This window comes from Alkalibacterium sp. MB6, from assembly GCF_009935905.1.
Taxonomy (GTDB): Bacteria; Bacillota; Bacilli; order Lactobacillales; family Carnobacteriaceae_A; genus Alkalibacterium.
In genome coordinates this window covers 103,075-124,511 of record NZ_PREX01000003.1, presented here as the reverse complement: position 1 = coordinate 124,511, position 21,437 = coordinate 103,075, and the positions used below count along the sequence as shown (strand labels likewise).

The window sequence follows — 21,437 nt, the reverse complement described above, 5'->3', positions numbered from 1 at the left end:
TGACCTTCCGTTGTGTGGCTTTTCCATTGAGAGAAGTATAATCGCCCAATGGCTATGGATGACTGCATATAAAAGGAGCTTGATTATATGATCCACCTGTACAATACGCTATCTCGCAAGAAAGAGCCCTTTGAGCCTTTAGAAGAAGGGAAAATAAACATGTATGTGTGCGGCCCGACGGTGTATAACTATATTCATATTGGGAATGCCCGCAGTACAGTTGCGTTTGATACGATCCGTCGGTATTTTACTTACCGAGGGTATGATGTTCATTATGTATCCAACTTTACAGATGTAGATGATAAGATTATTCGTGCTGCTAAAGAACTGGGTAAAACAGCTCCAGAAGTAGCGGAGACTTTTATTGAGGCTTTTTATGAAGATACTGAAGCGTTGGATGTGCAAAAGCCTGATCACTCGCCGCGAGTCATGGAAAATATTCCTGAAATTATTGCCTTCATTGAGGAATTAATTAAACGAGGCTTTGCATACGAATCTGCAGGAGATGTCTATTACCGAACCCGTAAATTTGATGGGTATGGTAAATTAAGTGGCATTTCTTTAGATGAACTAGAACTTGGTGCGTCTAACCGTATAGGGGAGGACTCGACAGATAAAAAGGAAGACCCGCTGGATTTCGCTTTATGGAAAGCTGCTAAAGAAGATGAAATAAACTGGGAATCGCCTTGGGGACAAGGTAGGCCGGGTTGGCATATTGAATGTTCTGTTATGGCGACTAAATATTTAGGAGATACGATTGATATTCATGCGGGAGGCCACGATTTAACCTTCCCCCATCATGAAAATGAGATTGCCCAAACAGAAGCCAAGACAGGAAAGCCATTTGCTAACTATTGGCTGCACAATGGTTTTGTCACGATGAATGACGAAAAAATGAGTAAATCCATCGGGAACGTGGTCTTAGTCAAAGACTTACGTCAACTATATGACCCAAGAGTCCTGCGCTTTTTCATGTCGACTGCCCATTACCGACGCCCAATAAACTACTCTGAAGTAGCATTGGAAGAAGCTAAAACGAACTTGAACCGTATTGAAACAGCTTATTACAATGCTATGTACCGCTTAGAAAATGTAACGGCTGACTCATTAGCAACAGTCCAATCAGTGACTAACCAATTAGACGCTTTTGAAGAGGATTTCGTTAAACAGATGGATGATGATGTTCAAGCACAAAATGGCATAACCGTTGTGTATGACCTCGTCCGTTTCATCAATCGCTATATTGAAGAAGAGACAGTTTCTAAAGAAGAGCTAACTCAAGCGTTGGTTATGCTAGAAGAATTTATGGCTGTGTTTGGCATCGAATTAAAAAAAGAAACAGATTTATTAGATGAAGAAATAGATCAATTAATTGCGGAAAGAGATCAGGCAAGAGCAGATAAGGATTTTGAACGTGCCGATGCTATTCGTGATCAATTACGAGACATGTCTATTATTTTAGAAGATACACCACAAGGCATTCGTTGGAGAAGAGGGTCTAATGGATGAGTGAAGGCACGAATTTACATTTGCTAAACGGTCTGGCCCTAGCTTATATCGGTGATGCCGCTTATGAATTAGCCATACGCAACCATTTACTAATGAAAGGTCAGACTAAACCAAATGTCTTGCATCAGACAGCTACTCTCTATGTCTCGGCAAAAGCGCAAGCTTATTTAGTTGACAAGTTAGTCGAAGAGAATCAGTTAACCGATGACGAAATCACTTATTACAAGCGTGGACGCAATGCTAAGAGTCACACGAAAGCTAAACATGCCGACTCAAAAACATACAGCCAATCTACAGGTTTTGAAGCGCTACTGGGCTATTTATATGTCACCAAACAAAAGGACCGATTAGAAGAAGTGATCCGCTGGTGCATTGATGAAATTGAAAAACGCAACCAGTAGCCAACACGTTAAAAGAGTCTAAGGAGTATAAATTATGCCAAAAAAACCGAACCAACCGCATAAACGCGGCACTAATAAACGAAACGATCGACCAAAAAGAGACAGACAAGATTCTGTTGCCAAGGAAGAACATGATGACGCTTCTTCTGAAGAGATGGTGATTGGAAGAAACCCCATTCTTGAGACATTGAAATCAGACAGAGATGTCAATAAGCTTTTTGTTCAAGATGGATTATCAGGCAACAAAATTGCTGACATATTGGATGAAGCGAAGAAACGGAAGGTTCAACTATCCTTCGTTCCTAAAACAAAACTAGATACTCTGTCTGACGGAGGGAATCACCAAGGACTGGTTTTAGCGACAAGTCCAGTAAATTATGCATCCATTGATGAGTTATTTGAAAAAGCTAAAGAGAAGAATGAAGAGCCATTCTTTATCTTGCTCGATGGCATTGAAGACCCGCATAACTTGGGTTCCATTTTGAGAACGGCTGATGCGAGTGGCGTTCATGGGGTAATTATTCCAAAGCGTCGCGCGGTCGGGTTAACGTCAACGGTAGCGAAAGCATCTGCCGGAGCGATTGAACATGTGATGGTTGCTAGAGTAACGAATTTATCGCAAACGATTGATGAGCTCAAAGAGCGCGGTCTATGGATTTTTGGTACTGATATGAAAGGGAAAGACTATCGTCATTGGGACGTATCTGCACCTGTAGGATTAGTTATCGGTAATGAAGGAAAAGGCATATCCAGGCTGGTGAAAGAGAAAGTAGACGAAACCTTATCGATCCCAATGGTTGGAGACGTCCAAAGCTTGAATGCCGGCGTTGCTACAGCTTTATTGATGTATGAAGTTTACCGCAAACGCCATCCTTTATAGAAAAAAACGTAGTAATAGGGATCAGTTTAATTATAATGTCTATTCAAGAGTGAAGCACAGACTCAGCAGACAATTAAATTGAAAGGAGGGAGTTCCGTGAAAAAGGAAAAGCTTTATGTAGATGGCTACAATATGATAGGGTCTTGGCCTGATTTAGTGAAGTTAAAAAATATGGATAAGATGGCTGATGCTCGTGACTATTTGCTACACGAATTAAGCAACTATTCTAAATACGAAGGCATTGAAGTCGTTCTTGTATTCGATGCGCAATTAGTACCAGGTGTGCAACACCGCTACGATAAGTTTGACGTGACCGTTATTTTCACTAGTGAAGGAGAAACAGCGGATAGTTACATCGAGCGTTCGGTTGGAGAAGAAAACCTTATTTTGACGCACGTCATGGTCGCAACTTCTGATTTGGCAGAACAGTGGATGATTTTCCAAAAAGGAGCAAGCCGTAAATCAGCAAATGAACTCTATAAAGACATCAAACGGACCAAGAAAAACATAGCGATTGATGCAACGGTGTACAGAATGAATCAATACAAGCGGAACTCCCCTTTCAGTGATAAGTATCAAGACTACTTCAACAGCTTAATAGAAGATATGTCTAAGCCAAAAGCAGTGAAAGCAGTCAAAGAAAAGCCGAAAAAGAAAAAGTAATGAAAGATTTCACTAGCAAGCTACTTTAGCGACTCACAATTATTTACTAATTGGAGTCGTTTTTTTGATAAAACGAGATCAAGCTGTATAAATCTGAATTGAATATGAGATTACTCTCACAAACTAATATAGTTGATGACAAAGAGTAGTGTTCCCGTATATAATAGGTGAAACGCTTTCAGAGAATGCTGCTCATCTACATTTTATAAATGAACTGTTCTGGTAATGACAAAATCATTAAACAGAAGGAGAGAAAGGATGAAAATAGACGAAAATGAACAAGATCCTTTAGAAAGAAGAGATACAGTCAACTATAATGTTGACCCATTTGAAAGAGAGAAAGTTTATAAACCGATTATTGATCCGATCGCTGATGAATTGGCCATTGAGATAAGATTGGGTAATAAAGATCTCTTTCCCTTTTTATTTGATCGGTGCGACCCATTATTAAAAAAGGCGGCCTTTAAGCATTACATAACTGGCTACGATAAAGATGATTTGTATCAAGAAGCTTGCATGGTTCTGCACAAAGCAATACATACATTTGACTATGACAAAGGGATGAGTTTTCATCAATATACTAGCTTGTGCTTAGCCAATCATTTTCAAAAGTTAATCCGCCACCACAATACAATGAAGCGGAAACCCATTCTAGATACCTTGTCGCTGGAAGACATGATGGAAGAAAATGGCTATCAACTTGAAGGTATATACGAGCCCCTTCATACCGACGACGTTCCGATCATCAAAGAGACATTTCAGGATTATATTCTATTTTTATCTGACTTTGAAAGAGATATTTGTTTTTATTTTGCTAAAGGCTATACGACAGAAACCATTGCTCAATTACTAAATTGCAGTAAAGCTCAAGTGAAAAGTGGCAAGCAACGATGCACAGACAAGTTTAAAAAGTTCTTTTATTAATCGAATTTAAAGAGAGCAAGCGTTTATAACAAAGGGTATTCACTGAAATAGTTTTATTTAATCGTTCGCGCAAAGAGGTACCCAGCTGCATGGGTTTATGTAGGCAGAAAGGAAAACGTAATGAAGTGGGTATAAAAAACGACCAAACACGTCCTGTTGACACTGTTTGGTCGTTTTAATTTGACTTACTTGTATGGGGAGTTAACTGATTCTCGTCTCAGCCATCGACTTTTGCGAGGCGTTTTTTCTTGATCTTCTCTAAACCGTTGAATGGTCGAAACGTGATCCATTAAATAATTGGCAGCTATCCCAATAGCAATTCCGGATAAAATGCCCATAGAAGAGAGTACTGGCAAATAAAGTAATACCGTCCACGTTTGAGCAATGGCACTGGCAACAAAGAGTTGACCTAAATTATGCAAAATTCCGCCAGTAGCACTGATACCAATAATACTGACATGTTTACCGCCAAAAAACTTAACGAAAAGCATACCGGCATAACTAAACAAAGCACCTGCTGTACTATATAAAAAAGTTGATAGAGTTCCACCTAAAAGAGTGGTCATTAAAAGCCTCATCCAGACCACTTTAAAGCTGTCTTTTAGAGGCAACGTATAAATAGCGACGATAACAATTAAGTTAGCGATTCCTAATTTTGCTCCCGGAGCAAAAGCGAAAGGAAACGGAATACTTCGCTCAATTAAGCCTAAAATAACGGCTTGTGCTGAAAGCAGGGAAATATAGATCATTTTTTGAGTCCGATTCATCTTTATCCTTCTTTTCTATTCACGCATTTGAATGTGTGTGCAGTCTTATTTATTCGCTAAAACATAATCAGGCGTTTAAGCCAACAAAAAACGAATGCTCTGAGTAGTTCGTCACCTGCTATTGTCGCACAAAAGCGGCGTTCAATCCACTGTCAATAATGTATGGTGATTATATGACTTATCTTGTGAAAACATAGACAGAATACCACTTTTCCTGTAATATGTACAGAGAAAATGTATAGGAAGGATAATGTTTGATGAGTACTAGAAAGAAAAGCTTGCTGCCATTAATCATGTTGACTTTAGTGGCTGTCGTATTATCAGCTTGTCAAGAAGAGGATCCAAGAGACTTGGCAGATGAGCCTTATGAACGAACTGAATTTTTACTAGGAACCGTTGCGAATATCCGTGTATACAATGAAGGAAAAGAAGAGGCAATGGATAAAGCGTTTGAACATATTGCAGACTTAGACCGCCGCTTTGCTATGCAAAACCCGGATTCAGAAATATCAGAAATTAATCGTCAGGCTGGAATTGCCCCAGTTGAAGTAAGTGAGGAAGTCTTTTTAGTCATGGAGACTGCTCTTTATTACGCTGAAGAGTCAGATGGAGGCTTTGACCCAACAATTGGTGCTGTAACTGACCTTTGGAAAATCGGTCAGCCGGAAGCTGCTGTTCCGAATCAAGAGGAATTGGATGCTGCACTTGAAGTAGTCGATTACCGCTTAGTCGAATTAAATGAAGAAGACCAAACCGTCTACCTGCCAAAAGAAGGTATGATGTTGGATTTAGGAGCAATTGCAAAAGGGTATATCACAGACGAAGCTGCTCGAATTCTTATTGAAGAAGGCGTCAACACAGCGATTGTAGACTTGGGTGGTGACATTGTCGTTGTCGGGAATAGTACCCGCGGTGACGATGAACCTTGGAATGTAGGGATTCAAAACCCTTATGGTGAAAGAGGCGAAATCATCGGACTTGTTCCTGTATCGGACGACGCCATTGTTACGTCTGGTATTTATGAGCGTGTGGTTGAACAAGACGGCGAGGAGTACCACCATTTAATCGATCCTGAAACAGGCTTCCCTTTTGACAATAACATCGCAGGGTTAAGTGTGATTGCAGATGACGCTCTCACCGCAGATGCTTTGTCAAGTGTGGCCTTCGCCTTAGGAGTCGAAGAGGGCTTAGCTTACTTTGATACACTCGAAGGAGCGGAAGTTATCTTTGTCACGAGGGATTACGAGATACTCGCTTCGGAAGGTATTAGAGATGCCGTTCAAATAAATGATGATGACTTTAAAAAAATAGACTAAAGCCGTTTGACAGCCATCTACTCAGGTGGTAAAGTTAACGAGATGATAAGCTTTTTGAAGCTTGACAGGTAAAAGCGAGGGAAATAGATGAAAAAGAAACTGGCATTGGCGTGTACAGAATGTGGTTCTAGAAACTACTCCAAAGAAGTAGGAGCTAAAATCCGAACAGAACGCCTTGAAGTAAAAAAGTATTGCCGTTACTGTAAGACACATACGCTTCATAGAGAGACAAAATAAATTGAGTGATCATTAAACAAGTAAAGCTGATAAAGAATGCCGAAAGAAAGGAGTTTGGGATATGAGTAAAGTTAAAACGTTTTTTGGTGAAGTGAAACATGAGTTAAAAGAAACAACATGGCCAGATAGAAAATCAATGAAAAAGAATACATTGACCGTATTTGGAGTTATGGCCTTCTTCGGAGTCTTCTTTTGGGCATCAGATTCAGTTATTCAAGTAGTATTGAACTTATTTTGACAAAGCGAAAAACAATTAGCATTTGAAAAATAGGCGTGTTATAATACAACACAAGAACGAACGGAAAACCTTCTCTGTCGCATTAGCGAGGAAGGTTTTTTTATTACGAAAAAAGAATGGTCAAAAGCGAAGGCAAGACAACGATAAAAGGAGCTTATAATGAAAGAGTTAGAAAGTGCAAAAGCCTGGTATGTTCTTCATACGTATTCCGGCTACGAAAATAAAGTGAAACAAAACTTAGAGTCACGTGCAAGTAGCATGGGCATGGAAGATAATATCCTCCAGGTATTAATTCCAGAAGAAGAGACAGTAGAAGAAAAAGACGGCAAATCAAAAACAACCATGAGCAAAGTATTCCCTGGATACGTCCTTGTGGAAATGATTATGTCAGATGAAGCGTGGTATATTGTGCGTAATACCCCAGGGGTGACCGGATTCGTCGGCTCTCATGGAGCAGGTAGCAAGCCGTCTCCGTTACTTCCTGAAGAAGTGGATCAAATCCTACGTAGCATGGGCATTAACCCGCGTAAGGTCGATATGAATGTGACTGTTGGGGAACGCATCATGATCGTTGGAGGAGCCTTTGAAGGAATGGAAGGAATCGTCTCTGAGCTTGAAAAGGAAAAAGGAAAAATCAAAGCGACGGTTGAAATGTTTGGAAGAGAAACAACAGCTGAACTGGACTATAACCAAATAGCTAAAGTGAATAACTAAAAAAGGGTTGCGAAACCCTTAAGTGAGTGGTAAACTATTTAGGTATGCTTAGAAGGCTTTACGCGTTTTTCGCATGCGTTTAGAAGTGGGAGAGGAAATTTACATCCTCATTTAACCACTCACGGACAAAAATCAAGGAGGTATGTCTCGTGGCAAAGAAAGTAGTTAACGTCGTGAAATTGCAAATCCCAGCAGGGAAAGCAAACCCGGCACCCCCAGTAGGACCTGCACTAGGACAAGCTCAGGTTAATATTATGGGATTCTGTAAAGAATTCAACGCTCGTACAGCAGATCAAGCAGGAATGATTATCCCTGTTGTTATCTCAGTTTACGAAGACCGTTCATTTACATTTATCACTAAAACACCACCTGCAGCAGTATTGCTTAAAAAAGCAGCTGGCGTAGAATCTGGTTCTGGCGAGCCTAACACTAAAAAAGTTGCGAAAGTAACTAGCGCTCAAGTGAGAGAAATCGCTGAAACTAAAATGGAAGACCTAAACGCTGCTGATGTCGAATCAGCTATGCGCATGGTTGAAGGCACAGCTCGAAGCATGGGATTCACTGTCGAAGGATAATGAGTCTGTCTCCATGCTTGCTGCCTCCGCAACCAAAAAGAGAAGCCATTCTCTTTTATGAATAAGAAAGCTCATTTACTTATTCAATTGCGGAGATCAAGTGGGAGGTTAAACCGTTAATACCACAATAAGGAGGAAATATAATGGCGAAGAAAAGCAAAAAATTCTTAGCTGCTCTTGAAAGAGTAGATAGAGAAAAACGTTACGATGCTGTTGAAGCATTGAACTTAGTTAAAGAAATTGACTATGCTGGATTTGACGCTACGATTGAAGTAGCTTACCGTCTAGGTGTAGACCCTAAACAAGCAGACCAACAGATCCGTGGAGCAATGGTATTGCCACACGGTACTGGTAAAACTCAAACTGTTATCGTATTTGCTAAAGGAGACGCTGCTAAAGCTGCACAAGAAGCAGGAGCAGACTTCGTTGGTGATTCTGATTTAGTTGAAAAAGTACAAGGCGGATGGTTGGACTTTGACGTTGTCGTTGCAGCTCCAGACATGATGGCTGAAGTTGGTAAATTAGGACGCGTATTAGGACCTAAAGGTTTAATGCCTAACCCTAAAACTGGTACAGTAACGCCTAACGTTGCTAAAGCAGTTAACGACATCAAAGCTGGTCAAGTCACTTACCGTGTTGACCGTCAGTCAAACATTCACGTTCCAATTGGTAAAGTATCATTTGAAACTGAAAAGTTACAAGAAAACTTGGCTGCCTTACACGATGTTATTGTAAAAGCTAAACCTGCAAGTTCTAAAGGAACTTACATTAAAAACATGGCTGTTGCAAGCACATTTGGTCCTGGCGTTAAAGTTGATAATTCAACTGTAAACTAAAAAAGTTATGATAAGCCTTGACCTGACTAACGTATCTTGCTATACTAAGTCAGGTTAAGGTAATAACTTAATTAAATAAACTAAGCGATAGGTTGTTACAGATTTACCTGAAACAGTCGTCGCACAATAAACCGAAGACAGTATGTGGCTCTGGCCTTAATATCATACCGAGGACTTATGTGATCATTTAAAACCACAATCCCTCTATGTCTACGGCGACATGGGGTTTTTTTATTGTAAAAAAGCCTTAGTTCAAACGATCGGGAGGTGAAACATCAATGAGCAAAGCAAGTGTCCTTGCAAGAAAAGAAGATTTAGTCAATGACATTACTAAAAAGTTCCAAGACGCTCAAGCAGTTATCGTAGTGGATTACCGCGGTTTAACAGTTGGCGAAGTAACAGAATTGCGTAAGCAATTACGTGATGCCGGCATTGAAATGCGCGTATTGAAAAATACGATGTTGCGTCGTGCTGCTGAAGCTGCTGGATTGGAAGGCATGGAAGATATTTTCAAAGGCCCTACAGCTGTAGCATTCAGTAACGAAGAAGTTGTTGCACCTGCTAAAATTATGGCGGAATTTGCGAAAACAGCAACAAACCTTGAAATTAAAGGTGGCGTACTAGAAGGTAAAGTAGCGAGCGTTGAAGAAATCAACCAAATCGCAACACTACCAAGCCGCGAAGGCTTACTATCTATGCTGTTATCTGTTCTACAAGCACCAATCAGAAACACAGCGTTGGCAGTCAAAGCAGTGGCAACTCAAAAAGAAGAAGAAGCTGCGTAAAGCAACCGATTCTGATCGATTCATATGTATATTACAAAACGGCATGCTGAGTCATGACCAAACTTACAATTAAATGGAGGAAAACAAAAATGGCATTGAACATTGAGCAAATTATTGCTGACATTAAAGAGTCTACAGTTGTTGAATTAAACGACTTAGTAAAAGCTATTGAAGAAGAATTTGGCGTTACAGCAGCAGCACCAGTTGCAGCAGCAGGTGGAGCAGCAGCAGCTGAAGAAGAGCAAACTGAATTTACTGTTGAATTAACAGACGCAGGATCTGCTAAAATTAAAGTTATCAAAGCTGTACGTGAAGCTACAGGTCTTGGACTTAAAGAAGCTAAAGCGCTAGTTGATGGTGCACCATCAGCAGTTAAAGAAAATGTTTCTAAAGAAGAAGCAGAAGAATTGAAAGCTAAATTAGAAGAAGCTGGAGCATCTGTAGAAGTTAAGTAATCAGATGAATCACTTTTTAAAGGGCCCATTGTTGAAAAGACTTCTTTTCGACGGTGGGTTCTTTTTATATACTTAGATGAAGACCTACTGAAATCAATCTCTTTTACTAATTTATGACTTTTTTTGAAATAGTGTATATATGGCACTAAATATCTGATAAAATGTGTTCTTGAATAAAGAAATGACTAAACTTACCAGGTATGAGTTAAATGTGAAAGGACAAAGATAAATGAACAATGAAAAATACCCTCAGCGAATAGACTATGGCGTCATATTATCTGTTATGCTGTTGGCTATCATTAGTATTGTCTCAATCTACTCGACAACTGTTTTAATTCAAGATGGCGGGGTTGGAATGACTGTTCGCCAAGTGATGTGGTACGGATTAGGGGCGCTAGCTGTGTTGATTGTGATGCAGTTTGATTCTGAACAATTATGGAAAATGACATCTTATTTATACGTCTTAGGTATTATCTTACTAATCATGACACTCTTGTTTTATGATCGACCGCTAGCTGCCCGAACAGGTGGGAAAAGCTGGATCAGATTGGGGCCACTGGGGACCATTCAACCATCAGAGTTTGGTAAGATTTCCTTAATACTTATGTTGGCAAAAGTAGTGACGAAACACAACAGCTACTACCGGCAACGAGACTACCAAAATGACTTTTTGCTTCTTGGAAAGTTAGCCTTGGTTTCTATTGTTCCGTTAGTACTTGTTTTCATGCAAAATGACTTGGGAACTGCACTCGTTTATATTGCTATAGCAGTAGGCGTTATCTTGCTTTCTGGTGTGAAGTGGCAAATCTTGCTTCCCATATTTTTAGTAATTACAATAATTGGAGCAACGTTGATTCTCCTAGTTGTCTTTCGGCGGGATCTATTGTATCAGACAGGGTTATTCGCACCCTATCAGTTTGCTCGTATCGACACATGGTTATTTCCGCATAGTGGGAGGAGTGATGCAAACTACCAAATTACCCAAACCTTAAAAGCAATTGGGACGGGTGGCGTATTCGGAAAAGGTTTTGGCGTGAGCGATGTCTATGTACCGGTTCGTGAATCGGATATGATTTTCGCTACGATTGGTGAAAACTTTGGCTTTGCTGGTGGCGCCTTTTTAATCTTCATCTATTTTGTTTTAGTGTATCAAATGATTAAAGTGGTTTACGATACTAAAAATGAGTTCTATGCTTATATTGCAACAGGTGTCATTATGATGATTGTTTTTCACGTATTTGAAAATATCGGTATGAATATTGGTCTTCTTCCAATAACCGGCATCCCTTTACCGTTTGTGTCGCAAGGGGGATCATCTCTGCTTGGGAACATGATGGGGATTGGGCTTATTATGTCCATGCGTTACCATCACAAATCCTACTTCTTCTCAGGAGAAGGGGAGGAATTTCATCCAGGATCATAAATAATCCTGGATTGAGTCAGAAAGGATTAAGGATATGTTGCGAGATCGAATAAAATATGTAGATAAATTAATCGTTTTTCCTTACCTTGCTTTAACGCTTTTCAGTATAGCGATGGTATATAGTGCTAGCAGTTACAGTGCCTTGCATGACTATGGTAATCCACACCACTACCTACCTAGACAAGTCGTTTTTGTACTGTTAAGTTATGGGGTGTTTTTAACAGGTTTGTTTGTTCCAATTAAATTGTTGAAGAAGAAACGCATGGTGCAATTAGGCATGGTGTTGACGGTGATATCTTTAATCTTCGTGCTCTTTTTTGGCCGTGAAATAAACGGGGCCAGGGGATGGATTGAAACACCATTTTTCAATATTCAACCTGCTGAATTAGCGAAGGTTATGGTCATTTGGTATTTAGCATATATTTTATCGAAGAAGCAACAAAAGATTGCTGAAGGTTATTTTAAAGCACTCGTTGCACCTGTGATATTGGTTGGCTTTATGGTGTTAATTATTTATATTCAGCCAGATACAGGGACGTCTTTTATGATTGTTCTGCTAACGACTATTATCATATTTTCCAGTGGTGTCTCTCCTAAATTAGGTGTATGGACTGGCTTGAGTGGGGTCGGACTGATAGCGGGCATGTCTCAATTAATTAGGCACTTTGGGACCCGGTTGTTCTTCTTAAATGAATACCGATATAACCGTTTCTTAGGCTTTTGGGATCCCTTTGCTTTGGCAGAAGGAGCAGGCATGCAACTCGTTCACTCTTACTATGCTTTAAGTCGTGGTGGGTTATTTGGGGTCGGGTTCGGAAATAGTGTGCAGAAGATAGGGTATCTACCCTTTCCATATACAGACTTTATTATTTCGATTGTCGGTGAAGAGTTTGGTCTGTTAGGAATATTCTTGCTGTTATCAGCTTTTGGACTGCTTGTTTCACGTATGTTTTTGACATCAATACGATCAAATAAACCCTTTGATTCTATTTTGTGTGTGGGTATGGCGTCCTTATTTTTAATGCAAAGCTTAATCAACATAGGCGGTGTTATTGGGTTAATGCCTATAACAGGTGTGACTTTCCCTTTTATTAGTTACGGTGGAACGAGTTTAATTGTTTCTTCGGGTGCTTTAGGATTAGTAGCGAATGTATCTGTACGAGTGAATTACGAGAAGGATAAAAAAAAGCTATAAAAGGAGCTGCATCAGCATGAAACGGTTCGTCATCAAGCAGCAAGTGTTGTCATTGAAAGACCGCTTTACCGTCAAAGATGACATGGGCAACGATGCCTATTTCGTCGAAGGAGAGTTCCTTACACTGGGGAAGAAACTGAGAGTGTATGATCACCATCATCAAGAAATCCTCTATATTGAACAAAAACTATGGCGTTTATTGCCCGAGTTCGATTTATATAGTCAAAACGAATTAGTGGCGACAATAAAGAAGGATTTCGCCTTTTTCAAAAACAACTATCAAATTACTGGGCAAAACTGGATAGTTGAAGGTTCCGTCATGGCTCATGATTATGTGATTAAAGACCAGTCAAGAGTCGTTGCAGATGTTACTAAAAAGTGGTTTTCATGGGGCGACTCATATGACATTACTATTTACGATGATGAAGCGTTCACGATACTTTTAGGAGTCGTTATCGTCATCGACTGTGTGTTAGCTCAATCTCAAAAGGGCGCATCGTAAATTAAAAGGAATCCCTGAAAAATTAAGGGATTCCTTTTTTGTTTAATTAGATGAATGTAAGAAGTCACGTCCAACTCATTTGGAAATGACTTGACGGCTAATATGTCACAGTCGCTCTTTCTGAGACTGTTTGCTGGCAACTAAAATAAATAGAACGTTAATCCCGTGGAAGACAAGTCCAGTTATGAATGCTGGGACATAAGAGCCGGTGAAGTCATAAACATAGCCGACGACTGACATGGATAGTGCGCCACCAATACCTGCAAAAAAGGAAATGACAGGATAAATCCTAACGTAGCGTTCTCTCCCAAAAAAGTCAGTCGTTAGCAAAGGAAGCAAGACTGATGGGATAGCGAACACAGAGCCAAATATAAAGGAAGAGATAATGGCAATGGTTGGCTGTGTGGAAGCCAAAAGCATGACTATACTTACGGCGTTTATGCCGATAATGATTACGGTAGATTTGACTGCTCCGATATAATCACTGATAAAACCGATTAGTAATTTGAATGTAATGTTCCCTATCATCACGGCAGACAACATCAATCCACCAACATGAGGAGTTAGCTGTTTTGATTCGGCAAAACCTGGAAAATGCTGACTGATACCTGTTAGAGACGTATGAAGAACAGCGACAAGCCCTAATAAAATAAAGACTGAGTTGAATAATGAAAAATTAGACCAATCAACTTGCTTAATGACAGGACGGTTTTTCCCGTTTTTAACTTGTTTAAATCCGTAAGGTAAATAGCCGTCGTCCTTTGGGTTAAGAGAGTAAGGGATGAGTATAGCAGGCAAAGCGATAAGGAAGATGGTTGCCCCCATGATGATAAAGGTAGATTCCCAACCAATAGAGTCAATGAGTGAAGTGAAAATTGGTGAAAAAATAGCTCCGGTAATACCGCTGGATCCAAAAGCAATACTCATTGCTAAGCCCTTTTTCTCCTCAAACCAATTGTTGATGACGAGTGAGACGGGAACGGCTGCAAATAATCCAGCCCCTAAACCTCGAAGTGTTCCAAGAATATAAAATACCCACATTTGGGTAGTGAATGCCATAGCAGCTGTAGACAAAGAAGCTAGTAAAACACCAAAGGTTAAAAGAGGCTTCCAACCGAAGCGGTTTAATAATTGTGAGAAGTATAAGGTCACGATAGCTAAAGCGAGAGAAGAAAGTGTGGCATGGACAGCGAAGGTCCCACGGTAAACGCCTAAGCTTTCTGCTACAGGAGTATAAAAAACGCCAATGACGTTTAAACTGATGCCAAAAGAACTGGCAGACATCGCACACGCAGCGATAAGGACGAGCCAGTGTTTTGGCCCTTTTGCTTTTAAGTCCATTTAAATAACAACCTCTATTCCAAGTATCTTAACGTTAATTAAAGTATAATCGTTTAATTGTTTTTTTACAAAGACAGTACGTTAAAAAAATAAGAGAAATAGAGCTTAAAGGCTTGCATATTGAAAAAGCAACTGGTAAACTTGCTAAAGCAAAGCTCCTTTAATTCTATCCAGAGAGGTAGAAAAGGATGGGAAAATTTCATTTATCGATAGCTCTGACTTCGTATGTCCTTTATTTCTGATGGGACAGGACAAGGAATCAGTCTATGGGTAACCATCTTATCTAAAGGGTCCTTATGCTAAATGTATAAAGGGCATTTTTTTATGCCTAAAAACACACAGTGGAAGGAAGGATAAGTTATGGCAATTAATCAACAACCTCTTATTTTAGACGTGGAGGACAAGCCAACACCGCTTAAAGGGTTATTGTTGGGTCTTCAACACGTTTTCGCCATGTTTGGTGCAACCATACTGGTTCCTATATTATTAGGTATGCCGGTTTCAGTTGCTTTACTGGCTAGTGGAATAGGAACACTCATTTATCAAGTCGCAACGAAAGCAAAAGTGCCCATTTATTTAGGCTCCTCATTCGCTTATATCACCGGAATGCAAGTAGCCATTCAACAAATGGATGGCGATATCAGTGCAGCTCAAACGGGGATTGTCCTCGTTGGACTCATTTATGTCATCATCGCAAGTATAGTGAAATTGACCGGAACAGCTTGGTTAAATAAACTGTTACCACCTATCGTTATTGGTCCAATGATCATGGTTATCGGACTAGGCCTTGCCGCAAATGCTGTTCAAAATGCCGGTTTAGTAGAAGACTCGAACTGGCGAGTGATTGTTGTAGCCGTGGGCACCTTCTTAATCACAGCTTACGTCAACACACAGGCAAAAGGCTTCCTTAAAATCGTTCCATTTTTATCAGGGATTATTGGAGGCTACCTGTTAGCTGTCTTATTAGGATTAGTAGATTTTAGCCCGGTCATGGATGCGAATTGGTTCGCGCTGCCGGAACTCTATCTCCCATTTGAAACGAACACCTTTAACTCCTACTCCTTTTATTTTGGACCTGAAACGTGGGCCTTGCTGCCAATTGTTTTAGTAACAGTAGCTGAGCACATTGGGGACCACTCAGTCATAGGTAAAATGGTTAAACGGGATTTCTTGAAAGAACCTGGACTTACTCGGACGTTAATTGGTGATGGCGTGGCTACAACTGTATCCGCCCTTATCGGTGGCCCGGCCAATACTTCTTACGGCGAGAACGTAGGGGTCATTGGGATGACACGAATTGCCTCGGTTTCAGTCGTCAGAAATGCAGCAGTGATTGCTATCTTAATGAGTTTCATGGGTAAATTCACGGCTTTGATTTCAACCATTCCAGCTGCTGTCTTAGGCGGTATGTCCATTCTTCTTTACGGAGTCATTGCGAGTAATGGACTAAAAGTGATGATTGAGGATCAGGTGGATTTCAACAAAGCGAAAAACTTAATCATCGCCAGCTCTATGCTAGTCATTGGTCTTGGGGGAGCAGTCATTGATATCTCTGGCGTGCTTACGATTTCAGGAACTGCCTTAAGTGCACTCGTTGGCATTGTTTTGAATGTGATTATCCCTAGCGAAGAAGCAACCTATGATGCTGTGTACGAAAGTGAAAAAACAATTAAGCCTACTAAACATAAAAAAGTAGTAACCGAAAGTTAAATAATACAAACCGAACAAAGCGTTCCTTGTCGAGAATCTTAACGATAAGGGGCGCTTTTATCATGTTTAGGCTTTTGAAACTAGAGTAAAAACAATACACTGAGCTGTCTAAGATGGTATAATACACTCGAACTGATTACAAAGGAGCGTTTCATCTTATGTCTGATCATTACTATACTGCAAAACCGAATACAAAAAGCAATCCCATGACATGGGAAGCCACTTTAGATCATCGTCTGTTTCAATTTATGACAGACTCAGGCGTCTTTTCAAAAGGAAGTGTGGACTATGGGTCCCGTTTATTAATTGAAACAGTTGATCTCACTGATTTCCCGTCAGGCGACTTATTGGATGTGGGTTGTGGCTATGGGCCTATGGGCATGGCGTTGGCTGCGAAGGACGAGAGTCGAGTCGTTGACATGGTTGATGTAAACTTAAGAGCGTTGGAATTGGCAAAGCAAAATGTCAAAATAAACCGAGTAAAAAACTGCCGTATTTATCAATCTAACATCTACGAGTCTGTCGAGAAGACAGATTTTGTAGGGATTTTTTCCAACCCGCCTATTCGTGCAGGCAAAGAAGTCGTTCATGAAATCTTAGAAAAAGCCTGTAACCATTTAATAATTGGTGGGCGTCTCACCATAGTTATCCAAAAGAAACAAGGAGCACCGAGTGCCAAAAAGAAGATGGAAGCTGTCTTCGGGAATGCTGAGCGACTAGTTCAAGATAAAGGGTACTGGATCTTAGAATCTATAAAAACAGATTAAGTGTAATAAAGCCGTCTCAGAGTAATTTGGGGACGGCTTTATTATTTAAACTAAGGATATAATATAGACGGGTCTGAGTTTGTTTAGCGACTCAACCACCACTTAGGCAATGAGTTAACAAATAAACAGATTTCTTTATTAACTCAGTTAATCTGAAGCAGCGAGTTAATGAAGAACTAGATTCGTATATGTTAGAAGAAAGTGATTCCCTTTACCGTTCATGAAAACACGCTTGACTTTATTGCTAATATTGTGTAGTATTAATAGACGCTATAGAAGTATGAAAAGGAAATCGTTGCGAAATATTGTCCGCACGCGGTTTTTATGAAAAACAAAAGAAATAGTGATGGTCAATTTAGTATCGTTCACTTGTCTTTTGTCTTTTTTTTGGCCTGAAACCAGAATGTTACTGCTTTGTTAACGAAACGTTAATAAAAGACACACAAAAGTAATATTTGTAACAATCGGGTCAATACCGTCTTTTCGTGCATAGACTAGTGATTAATTATGAGGGGTGAAGAGTTTGGCAGGCCAAGATGTGAAATACGGCAAGCACCGTACGCGTAGAAGTTACTCACGAATCAACGAAGTACTGGAACTCCCGAATTTGATTGAAATACAAGCAAATTCGTACGACTGGTTTTTAGAAGAAGGATTAAAAGAGATGTTTAAAGATATCTCGCCTATTGAAGATTTTTCAGGGAACCTTCTATTAGACTTTACTGACTATCAATTACAAGAACCTAAATATACTGTAGATGAAGCAAGACAGCATGACTCAAATTACTCCGCACCTTTATATGTAAAGTTACGTTTAATTAACAATGAATCAGGTGAAGTAAAAGAGCAAGAAGTATTTTTTGGAGACTTCCCGCTTATGACTGAACAAGGAACATTCATTATCAACGGAGCAGAACGGGTAATTGTTTCTCAGTTGGTCCGTTCTCCAGGTGTTTATTTCAGTCCTAAAATTGAAAAGAACGGCATGGAAGGATTCGGCTCAACTGTTATACCTAACCGTGGAGCATGGTTAGAGTATGAAACAGATACGAAAGGCTTATCCAATGTCCGTATTGACCGTACACGTAAGATTCCTTTAAGTGTATTGGTTCGTGCACTTGGATTTGGTTCTGATGACGAAATATTAGATATCTTTGGACCAGTTGACAGTTTGATTTCAACTTTAGAAAAAGATGTTCATAAGAACTCAGCAGATTCACGAGTGGAAGAAGCACTAAAAGATTTATATGAGCGCCTTCGTCCAGGTGAACCCAAGACTGCAGATTCATCAAGAAGTTTACTCACTACTCGCTTCTTCGATCCTAAGAGATACGATTTGGCAAAAGTGGGACGCTATAAAATCAATAAAAAATTAGACCTTAAAAACCGTCTAATGGGCTTAACGTTAGCTGAAACATTAGTGGATAGCGAAACAGGCGAAATTATTGCCCAAGAAGGCACGTTGATTAACCGTGAAGTGATGGATGCGTTAGGTCCTCATTTAGACAACGGCTTGAATCACATTACCTTGTATCCATCAGACGAAGCAGTCGTTCCTGAACCTATTGAATTACAAATGGTTAAAGTCTACTCACCATTAGACAATGACCGTGTGGTTCATGTTATTGGAAACATGGCTCCTGCCCGTGAAATTAAATACATCTTACCAGCAGACATCATTTCATCAATGAGTTACTTCTTTAACTTACAAGAAGGCATTGGCGAAACAGATGATATTGACCACTTAGGTAACAGACGTATCCGTTCAGTAGGAGAATTGCTCCAAAACCAATTCCGTATTGGTTTATCCCGTATGGAACGTGTGGTTCGTGAACGGATGTCTATTCAAGACACGACAACAACGACACCACAGCAATTAGTAAACATTCGTCCAGTAGTGGCATCACTGAAAGAGTTCTTCGGATCCTCTCAATTGTCACAGTTCATGGACCAAACGAACCCTTTAGGAGAATTGACGCACAAACGACGCCTATCTGCTTTAGGACCGGGTGGATTAACACGTGACCGTGCCGGATACGAAGTTCGAGACGTACACTACTCCCACTATGGACGTATGTGTCCAATTGAAACGCCTGAGGGACCAAACATTGGATTAATTAACAGTTTGTCCACTTACGCAAAAATTAATGAATATGGCTTTATTGAAACACCTTATCGTCGAGTTGACCGTGCGACAGGACGAGTCACAGAAGATATTGACTACTTGACAGCAGATGAAGAGGACTTATACGTTGTTGCTCAAGCGAATGCGCCATTAAATGAAGACGGCACATTCACTAACGATTTAGTTCTTGCTCGTCGAAAAGACGTTAACGAAGAAATTGAAGCCTCTAAAGTAGACTATATGGACGTATCCCCTAAACAGGTTGTTTCTGTAGCTACGGCAAGCATTCCTTTCTTAGAAAACGATGACTCGAACCGTGCCCTAATGGGTGCGAACATGCAACGTCAAGCTGTTCCATTGCTTCAGCCAGAATCACCGCTTGTTGGAACAGGTATTGAACACACAGCAGCTCGTGACTCAGGAGCAGCCATTATTGCTCAAAATGATGGTGTCGTTGAGTACGTTGATGCCAAACAAATTCGTGTCAGAAGAGAAGATGGTGGGTTAGACCGCTATAACGTTGCTAAATTTAAACGTTCAAACGCAGGAACGTCTTATAACCAACGCACACTTGCTCGTCATGGAGATGTTGTTGAAAAAGGAGACATCCTTGCTGACGGACCTTCTATGGAAAATGGAGAAATGGCTTTGGGTAAAAACCCACTAATCGCCTTTACGACATTTGACGGGTATAACTTTGAGGATGCAATCATCATGAGTGAGCGTCTAGTCAAAGACGATGTGTATACCTCTATTCATATTGAAGAATACGAATCAGAAGCACGTGACACGAAATTAGGACCAGAAGAAATCACGCGTGAAATTCCAAACGTCGGAGAAGATGCATTAAGACACCTTGACGACCGCGGTATTATCCGCATTGGTGCAGAAGTAAGAGACGGCGATATCTTAGTAGGTAAAGTCACTCCTAAAGGGGTATCTGAACTATCTGCAGAAGAAAAACTGCTACACGCTATTTTTGGTGAAAAAGCTCGTGAAGTAAGAGATACTTCCTTACGCGTGCCACACGGTGGGGGCGGTATTGTTCACGACGTTAAAATATTCACTCGTGAAGCAGGAGACGAATTATCACCAGGCGTTAACTATCTTGTTCGTGTATTCATCGTTCAAAAACGTAAAATCAACGTTGGAGATAAGATGGCTGGACGTCACGGAAACAAAGGGGTTGTCTCTTTGATTCTTCCGGAAGAAGATATGCCATTCATGCCAGACGGCACACCAGTGGATATTATGTTGAACCCACTAGGTGTTCCATCACGTATGAATATCGGTCAAGTTATCGAACTTCATATGGGTATGGCTGCTCGTAAATTAGGTATTCACATTGCATCACCAGTATTTGATGGTGCCCATGAGGAAGACATTTGGGAAACACTTAAAGAAGCTGGTATGGATGATGATGCGAAAACAGTTCTTTATGATGGACGTACAGGAGAAGAATTTGACAATAAAATCTCTGTAGGGGTTATGTACTTCTTGAAACTCGCGCATATGGTTGATGACAAGCTACATGCTCGTTCGACAGGACCATACTCACTTGTGACGCAACAGCCATTGGGTGGTAAAGCTCAATTCGGTGGACAGCGTTTTGGAGAGATGGAAGTGTGGGCGCTTGAAGCTTACGGTGCTGCTTATACACTTCAAGAAATCTTGACTTATAAATCAGATGACGTGGTTGGCCGTGTGAAAACATATGAAGCCATCGTTAAAGGTGAACCTATTCCAAAACCAGGCGTACCGGAATCCTTCCGTGTATTGGTCAAAGAGTTGCAATCACTTGGTTTAGACTTAAGAGTTCTGGATATTAATGCAGAACAGATTCATCTTGAGGATAACGACGAAGACGATGATTTCGGAAGTGTCGATTCTCTTGAGAAGATGAAAAAAGAACAAGACGCGAAACGTGCGGAAGAAGAAAGAATAAAAGACGAACAATTGCTTGCCGAAACAGAAGGACAAGAACAAGAGTAAGGTTCCTTCTAACTAAAAGCAGATAGAAATAAGAAATAAATGGAGTTAAGCAGCAGGAGAGGATTAAGGGGTTGTCTGACAA

Annotated in this window: 21 protein-coding genes and 1 other annotated feature; of the genes, 19 read left to right on the top strand and 2 right to left on the bottom strand. The window is 40.3% G+C overall.

Going from position 1 to position 21,437, the window contains the following annotated elements; all coding sequences use genetic code 11:
• Positions 1-87: 87 nt before the first annotated feature.
• The 5 genes from cysS (at position 88) to C3945_RS02505 (ending at position 4,377) form a co-directional block, all read left to right on the top strand.
• Positions 88-1,509 carry a cysteine--tRNA ligase gene (gene cysS / locus C3945_RS02525; protein WP_161878111.1) on the top strand — a complete coding sequence of 474 codons (1,422 nt, stop codon included), beginning with the start codon at positions 88-90 and terminating at the stop codon, positions 1,507-1,509.
• Positions 1,506-1,910 carry a Mini-ribonuclease 3 gene (locus C3945_RS02520; RefSeq protein ID WP_161878110.1) on the top strand — a complete coding sequence of 135 codons (405 nt, stop codon included), beginning with the start codon at positions 1,506-1,508 and terminating at the stop codon, positions 1,908-1,910. The genes cysS and C3945_RS02520 overlap by 4 nt, the downstream gene beginning before the upstream one ends.
• A 154-nt stretch (positions 1,911-2,064) precedes the next feature.
• Positions 2,065-2,790 carry a 23S rRNA (guanosine(2251)-2'-O)-methyltransferase RlmB gene (rlmB, locus tag C3945_RS02515; protein ID WP_237585449.1) on the top strand — a complete coding sequence of 242 codons (726 nt, stop codon included), beginning with the start codon at positions 2,065-2,067 and terminating at the stop codon, positions 2,788-2,790.
• A gap of 96 nt (positions 2,791-2,886) precedes the next feature.
• Positions 2,887-3,453, top strand: a complete 567-nt coding sequence (locus tag C3945_RS02510; RefSeq protein WP_161878108.1) for an NYN domain-containing protein — start codon at positions 2,887-2,889, stop codon at positions 3,451-3,453.
• Between the two features lie 258 nt (positions 3,454-3,711).
• The gene (locus tag C3945_RS02505) at positions 3,712-4,377 is read left to right on the top strand and encodes a sigma-70 family RNA polymerase sigma factor (protein ID WP_161878107.1); all 666 of its coding nucleotides are present in this window, start codon (positions 3,712-3,714) and stop codon (positions 4,375-4,377) included.
• A gap of 185 nt (positions 4,378-4,562) precedes the next feature.
• Here the strand turns inward: C3945_RS02505 and C3945_RS02500 are convergent, their stop codons facing one another.
• On the bottom strand, positions 4,563-5,144 hold the full coding sequence (locus C3945_RS02500) for a Gx transporter family protein (protein ID WP_161878106.1): 582 nt from the start codon (positions 5,142-5,144) through the stop codon (positions 4,563-4,565).
• Between the two features lie 257 nt (positions 5,145-5,401).
• On the opposite strand from C3945_RS02500, the gene C3945_RS02495 reads away from it, so the two are divergent.
• The 11 genes from C3945_RS02495 to C3945_RS02445 all read left to right on the top strand — a co-directional run bounded on the left by C3945_RS02495 (position 5,402) and on the right by C3945_RS02445 (position 13,420).
• Entirely contained in the window at positions 5,402-6,460 is a 1,059-nt protein-coding gene (locus C3945_RS02495) for an FAD:protein FMN transferase (RefSeq protein WP_161878105.1), read from the top strand.
• Positions 6,461-6,547: 87 nt separating this feature from the next.
• Positions 6,548-6,697, top strand: a complete 150-nt coding sequence (gene rpmG, locus C3945_RS02490; protein WP_161878104.1) for a 50S ribosomal protein L33 — start codon at positions 6,548-6,550, stop codon at positions 6,695-6,697.
• Positions 6,698-6,758: 61 nt separating this feature from the next.
• Positions 6,759-6,935: a preprotein translocase subunit SecE gene (gene secE / locus C3945_RS02485; protein ID WP_161878103.1), complete on the top strand. Its 177-nt coding sequence runs from the start codon at positions 6,759-6,761 to the stop codon at positions 6,933-6,935.
• A 159-nt stretch (positions 6,936-7,094) separates the two neighbouring features.
• A complete protein-coding gene (gene nusG, locus C3945_RS02480; protein ID WP_161878102.1) occupies positions 7,095-7,649 on the top strand; it encodes a transcription termination/antitermination protein NusG in 555 nt (184 codons plus the stop codon).
• 149 nt (positions 7,650-7,798) lie between these two features.
• A complete protein-coding gene (rplK, locus tag C3945_RS02475; RefSeq protein WP_161878101.1) occupies positions 7,799-8,224 on the top strand; it encodes a 50S ribosomal protein L11 in 426 nt (141 codons plus the stop codon).
• A 143-nt stretch (positions 8,225-8,367) separates the two neighbouring features.
• Complete coding sequence (gene rplA, locus C3945_RS02470) at positions 8,368-9,060, top strand: 50S ribosomal protein L1 (protein WP_161878100.1); 693 nt, start codon at positions 8,368-8,370, stop codon at positions 9,058-9,060.
• A 113-nt stretch (positions 9,061-9,173) separates the two neighbouring features.
• Positions 9,174-9,302 (top strand) — a sequence feature (ribosomal protein L10 leader region).
• A gap of 36 nt (positions 9,303-9,338) precedes the next feature.
• Complete coding sequence (gene rplJ / locus C3945_RS02465; protein ID WP_161878099.1) at positions 9,339-9,845, top strand: 50S ribosomal protein L10; 507 nt, start codon at positions 9,339-9,341, stop codon at positions 9,843-9,845.
• A gap of 89 nt (positions 9,846-9,934) precedes the next feature.
• Positions 9,935-10,300 (top strand): 50S ribosomal protein L7/L12, encoded by a 366-nt coding sequence (rplL, locus tag C3945_RS02460; RefSeq protein ID WP_161878098.1) that lies wholly within the window; start codon positions 9,935-9,937, stop codon positions 10,298-10,300.
• A 229-nt stretch (positions 10,301-10,529) separates the two neighbouring features.
• Positions 10,530-11,723 carry an FtsW/RodA/SpoVE family cell cycle protein gene (locus C3945_RS02455; RefSeq protein ID WP_161878097.1) on the top strand — a complete coding sequence of 398 codons (1,194 nt, stop codon included), beginning with the start codon at positions 10,530-10,532 and terminating at the stop codon, positions 11,721-11,723.
• A 34-nt stretch (positions 11,724-11,757) separates the two neighbouring features.
• Positions 11,758-12,918, top strand: coding sequence for an FtsW/RodA/SpoVE family cell cycle protein (locus C3945_RS02450; RefSeq protein ID WP_161878096.1), 1,161 nt, complete (start codon positions 11,758-11,760; stop codon positions 12,916-12,918).
• A gap of 16 nt (positions 12,919-12,934) precedes the next feature.
• Positions 12,935-13,420 (top strand): LURP-one-related/scramblase family protein, encoded by a 486-nt coding sequence (locus C3945_RS02445; protein WP_161878095.1) that lies wholly within the window; start codon positions 12,935-12,937, stop codon positions 13,418-13,420.
• A gap of 105 nt (positions 13,421-13,525) precedes the next feature.
• Here C3945_RS02445 and C3945_RS02440 read toward each other — a convergent pair whose 3' ends face one another.
• Positions 13,526-14,761 (bottom strand): MFS transporter, encoded by a 1,236-nt coding sequence (locus C3945_RS02440; RefSeq protein ID WP_161878094.1) that lies wholly within the window; start codon positions 14,759-14,761, stop codon positions 13,526-13,528.
• A gap of 360 nt (positions 14,762-15,121) precedes the next feature.
• Here C3945_RS02440 and C3945_RS02435 point away from each other — a divergent pair, with 360 nt between their 5' ends.
• The 3 genes from C3945_RS02435 (at position 15,122) to rpoB (ending at position 21,355) form a co-directional block, all read left to right on the top strand.
• Positions 15,122-16,471, top strand: a complete 1,350-nt coding sequence (locus C3945_RS02435; RefSeq protein WP_161878093.1) for a uracil-xanthine permease family protein — start codon at positions 15,122-15,124, stop codon at positions 16,469-16,471.
• 158 nt (positions 16,472-16,629) lie between these two features.
• Positions 16,630-17,238 carry a class I SAM-dependent methyltransferase gene (locus C3945_RS02430; RefSeq protein ID WP_161878092.1) on the top strand — a complete coding sequence of 203 codons (609 nt, stop codon included), beginning with the start codon at positions 16,630-16,632 and terminating at the stop codon, positions 17,236-17,238.
• 514 nt (positions 17,239-17,752) lie between these two features.
• Positions 17,753-21,355 carry a DNA-directed RNA polymerase subunit beta gene (gene rpoB, locus C3945_RS02425; protein ID WP_202623271.1) on the top strand — a complete coding sequence of 1,201 codons (3,603 nt, stop codon included), beginning with the start codon at positions 17,753-17,755 and terminating at the stop codon, positions 21,353-21,355.
• Positions 21,356-21,437: the final 82 nt, after the last annotated feature.

Excerpts from the sequence above, each read along its gene's own strand:
- C3945_RS02445 (WP_161878095.1), top strand. The coding sequence starts at position 12,935 with ATGAAACGGTTCGTCATCAAGCAGCAAGTGTTGTCATTGAAAGACCGC.
- C3945_RS02505 (WP_161878107.1), top strand. The coding sequence starts at position 3,712 with ATGAAAATAGACGAAAATGAACAAGATCCTTTAGAAAGAAGAGATACA.
- rlmB (WP_237585449.1), top strand. The coding sequence starts at position 2,065 with ATGGTGATTGGAAGAAACCCCATTCTTGAGACATTGAAATCAGACAGA.
- C3945_RS02430 (WP_161878092.1), top strand. The coding sequence starts at position 16,630 with ATGTCTGATCATTACTATACTGCAAAACCGAATACAAAAAGCAATCCC.
- C3945_RS02450 (WP_161878096.1), top strand. The coding sequence starts at position 11,758 with ATGTTGCGAGATCGAATAAAATATGTAGATAAATTAATCGTTTTTCCT.
- nusG (WP_161878102.1), top strand. The coding sequence starts at position 7,095 with ATGAAAGAGTTAGAAAGTGCAAAAGCCTGGTATGTTCTTCATACGTAT.
- secE (WP_161878103.1), top strand. The coding sequence starts at position 6,759 with ATGAGTAAAGTTAAAACGTTTTTTGGTGAAGTGAAACATGAGTTAAAA.
- C3945_RS02495 (WP_161878105.1), top strand. The coding sequence starts at position 5,402 with ATGAGTACTAGAAAGAAAAGCTTGCTGCCATTAATCATGTTGACTTTA.
- cysS (WP_161878111.1), top strand. The coding sequence starts at position 88 with ATGATCCACCTGTACAATACGCTATCTCGCAAGAAAGAGCCCTTTGAG.
- C3945_RS02500 (WP_161878106.1), bottom strand. The coding sequence starts at position 5,144 with ATGAATCGGACTCAAAAAATGATCTATATTTCCCTGCTTTCAGCACAA.
- rpmG (WP_161878104.1), top strand. The coding sequence starts at position 6,548 with ATGAAAAAGAAACTGGCATTGGCGTGTACAGAATGTGGTTCTAGAAAC.
- C3945_RS02435 (WP_161878093.1), top strand. The coding sequence starts at position 15,122 with ATGGCAATTAATCAACAACCTCTTATTTTAGACGTGGAGGACAAGCCA.
- C3945_RS02440 (WP_161878094.1), bottom strand. The coding sequence starts at position 14,761 with ATGGACTTAAAAGCAAAAGGGCCAAAACACTGGCTCGTCCTTATCGCT.
- C3945_RS02520 (WP_161878110.1), top strand. The coding sequence starts at position 1,506 with ATGAGTGAAGGCACGAATTTACATTTGCTAAACGGTCTGGCCCTAGCT.
- rplL (WP_161878098.1), top strand. The coding sequence starts at position 9,935 with ATGGCATTGAACATTGAGCAAATTATTGCTGACATTAAAGAGTCTACA.
- rplJ (WP_161878099.1), top strand. The coding sequence starts at position 9,339 with ATGAGCAAAGCAAGTGTCCTTGCAAGAAAAGAAGATTTAGTCAATGAC.
- C3945_RS02455 (WP_161878097.1), top strand. The coding sequence starts at position 10,530 with ATGAACAATGAAAAATACCCTCAGCGAATAGACTATGGCGTCATATTA.
- rplA (WP_161878100.1), top strand. The coding sequence starts at position 8,368 with ATGGCGAAGAAAAGCAAAAAATTCTTAGCTGCTCTTGAAAGAGTAGAT.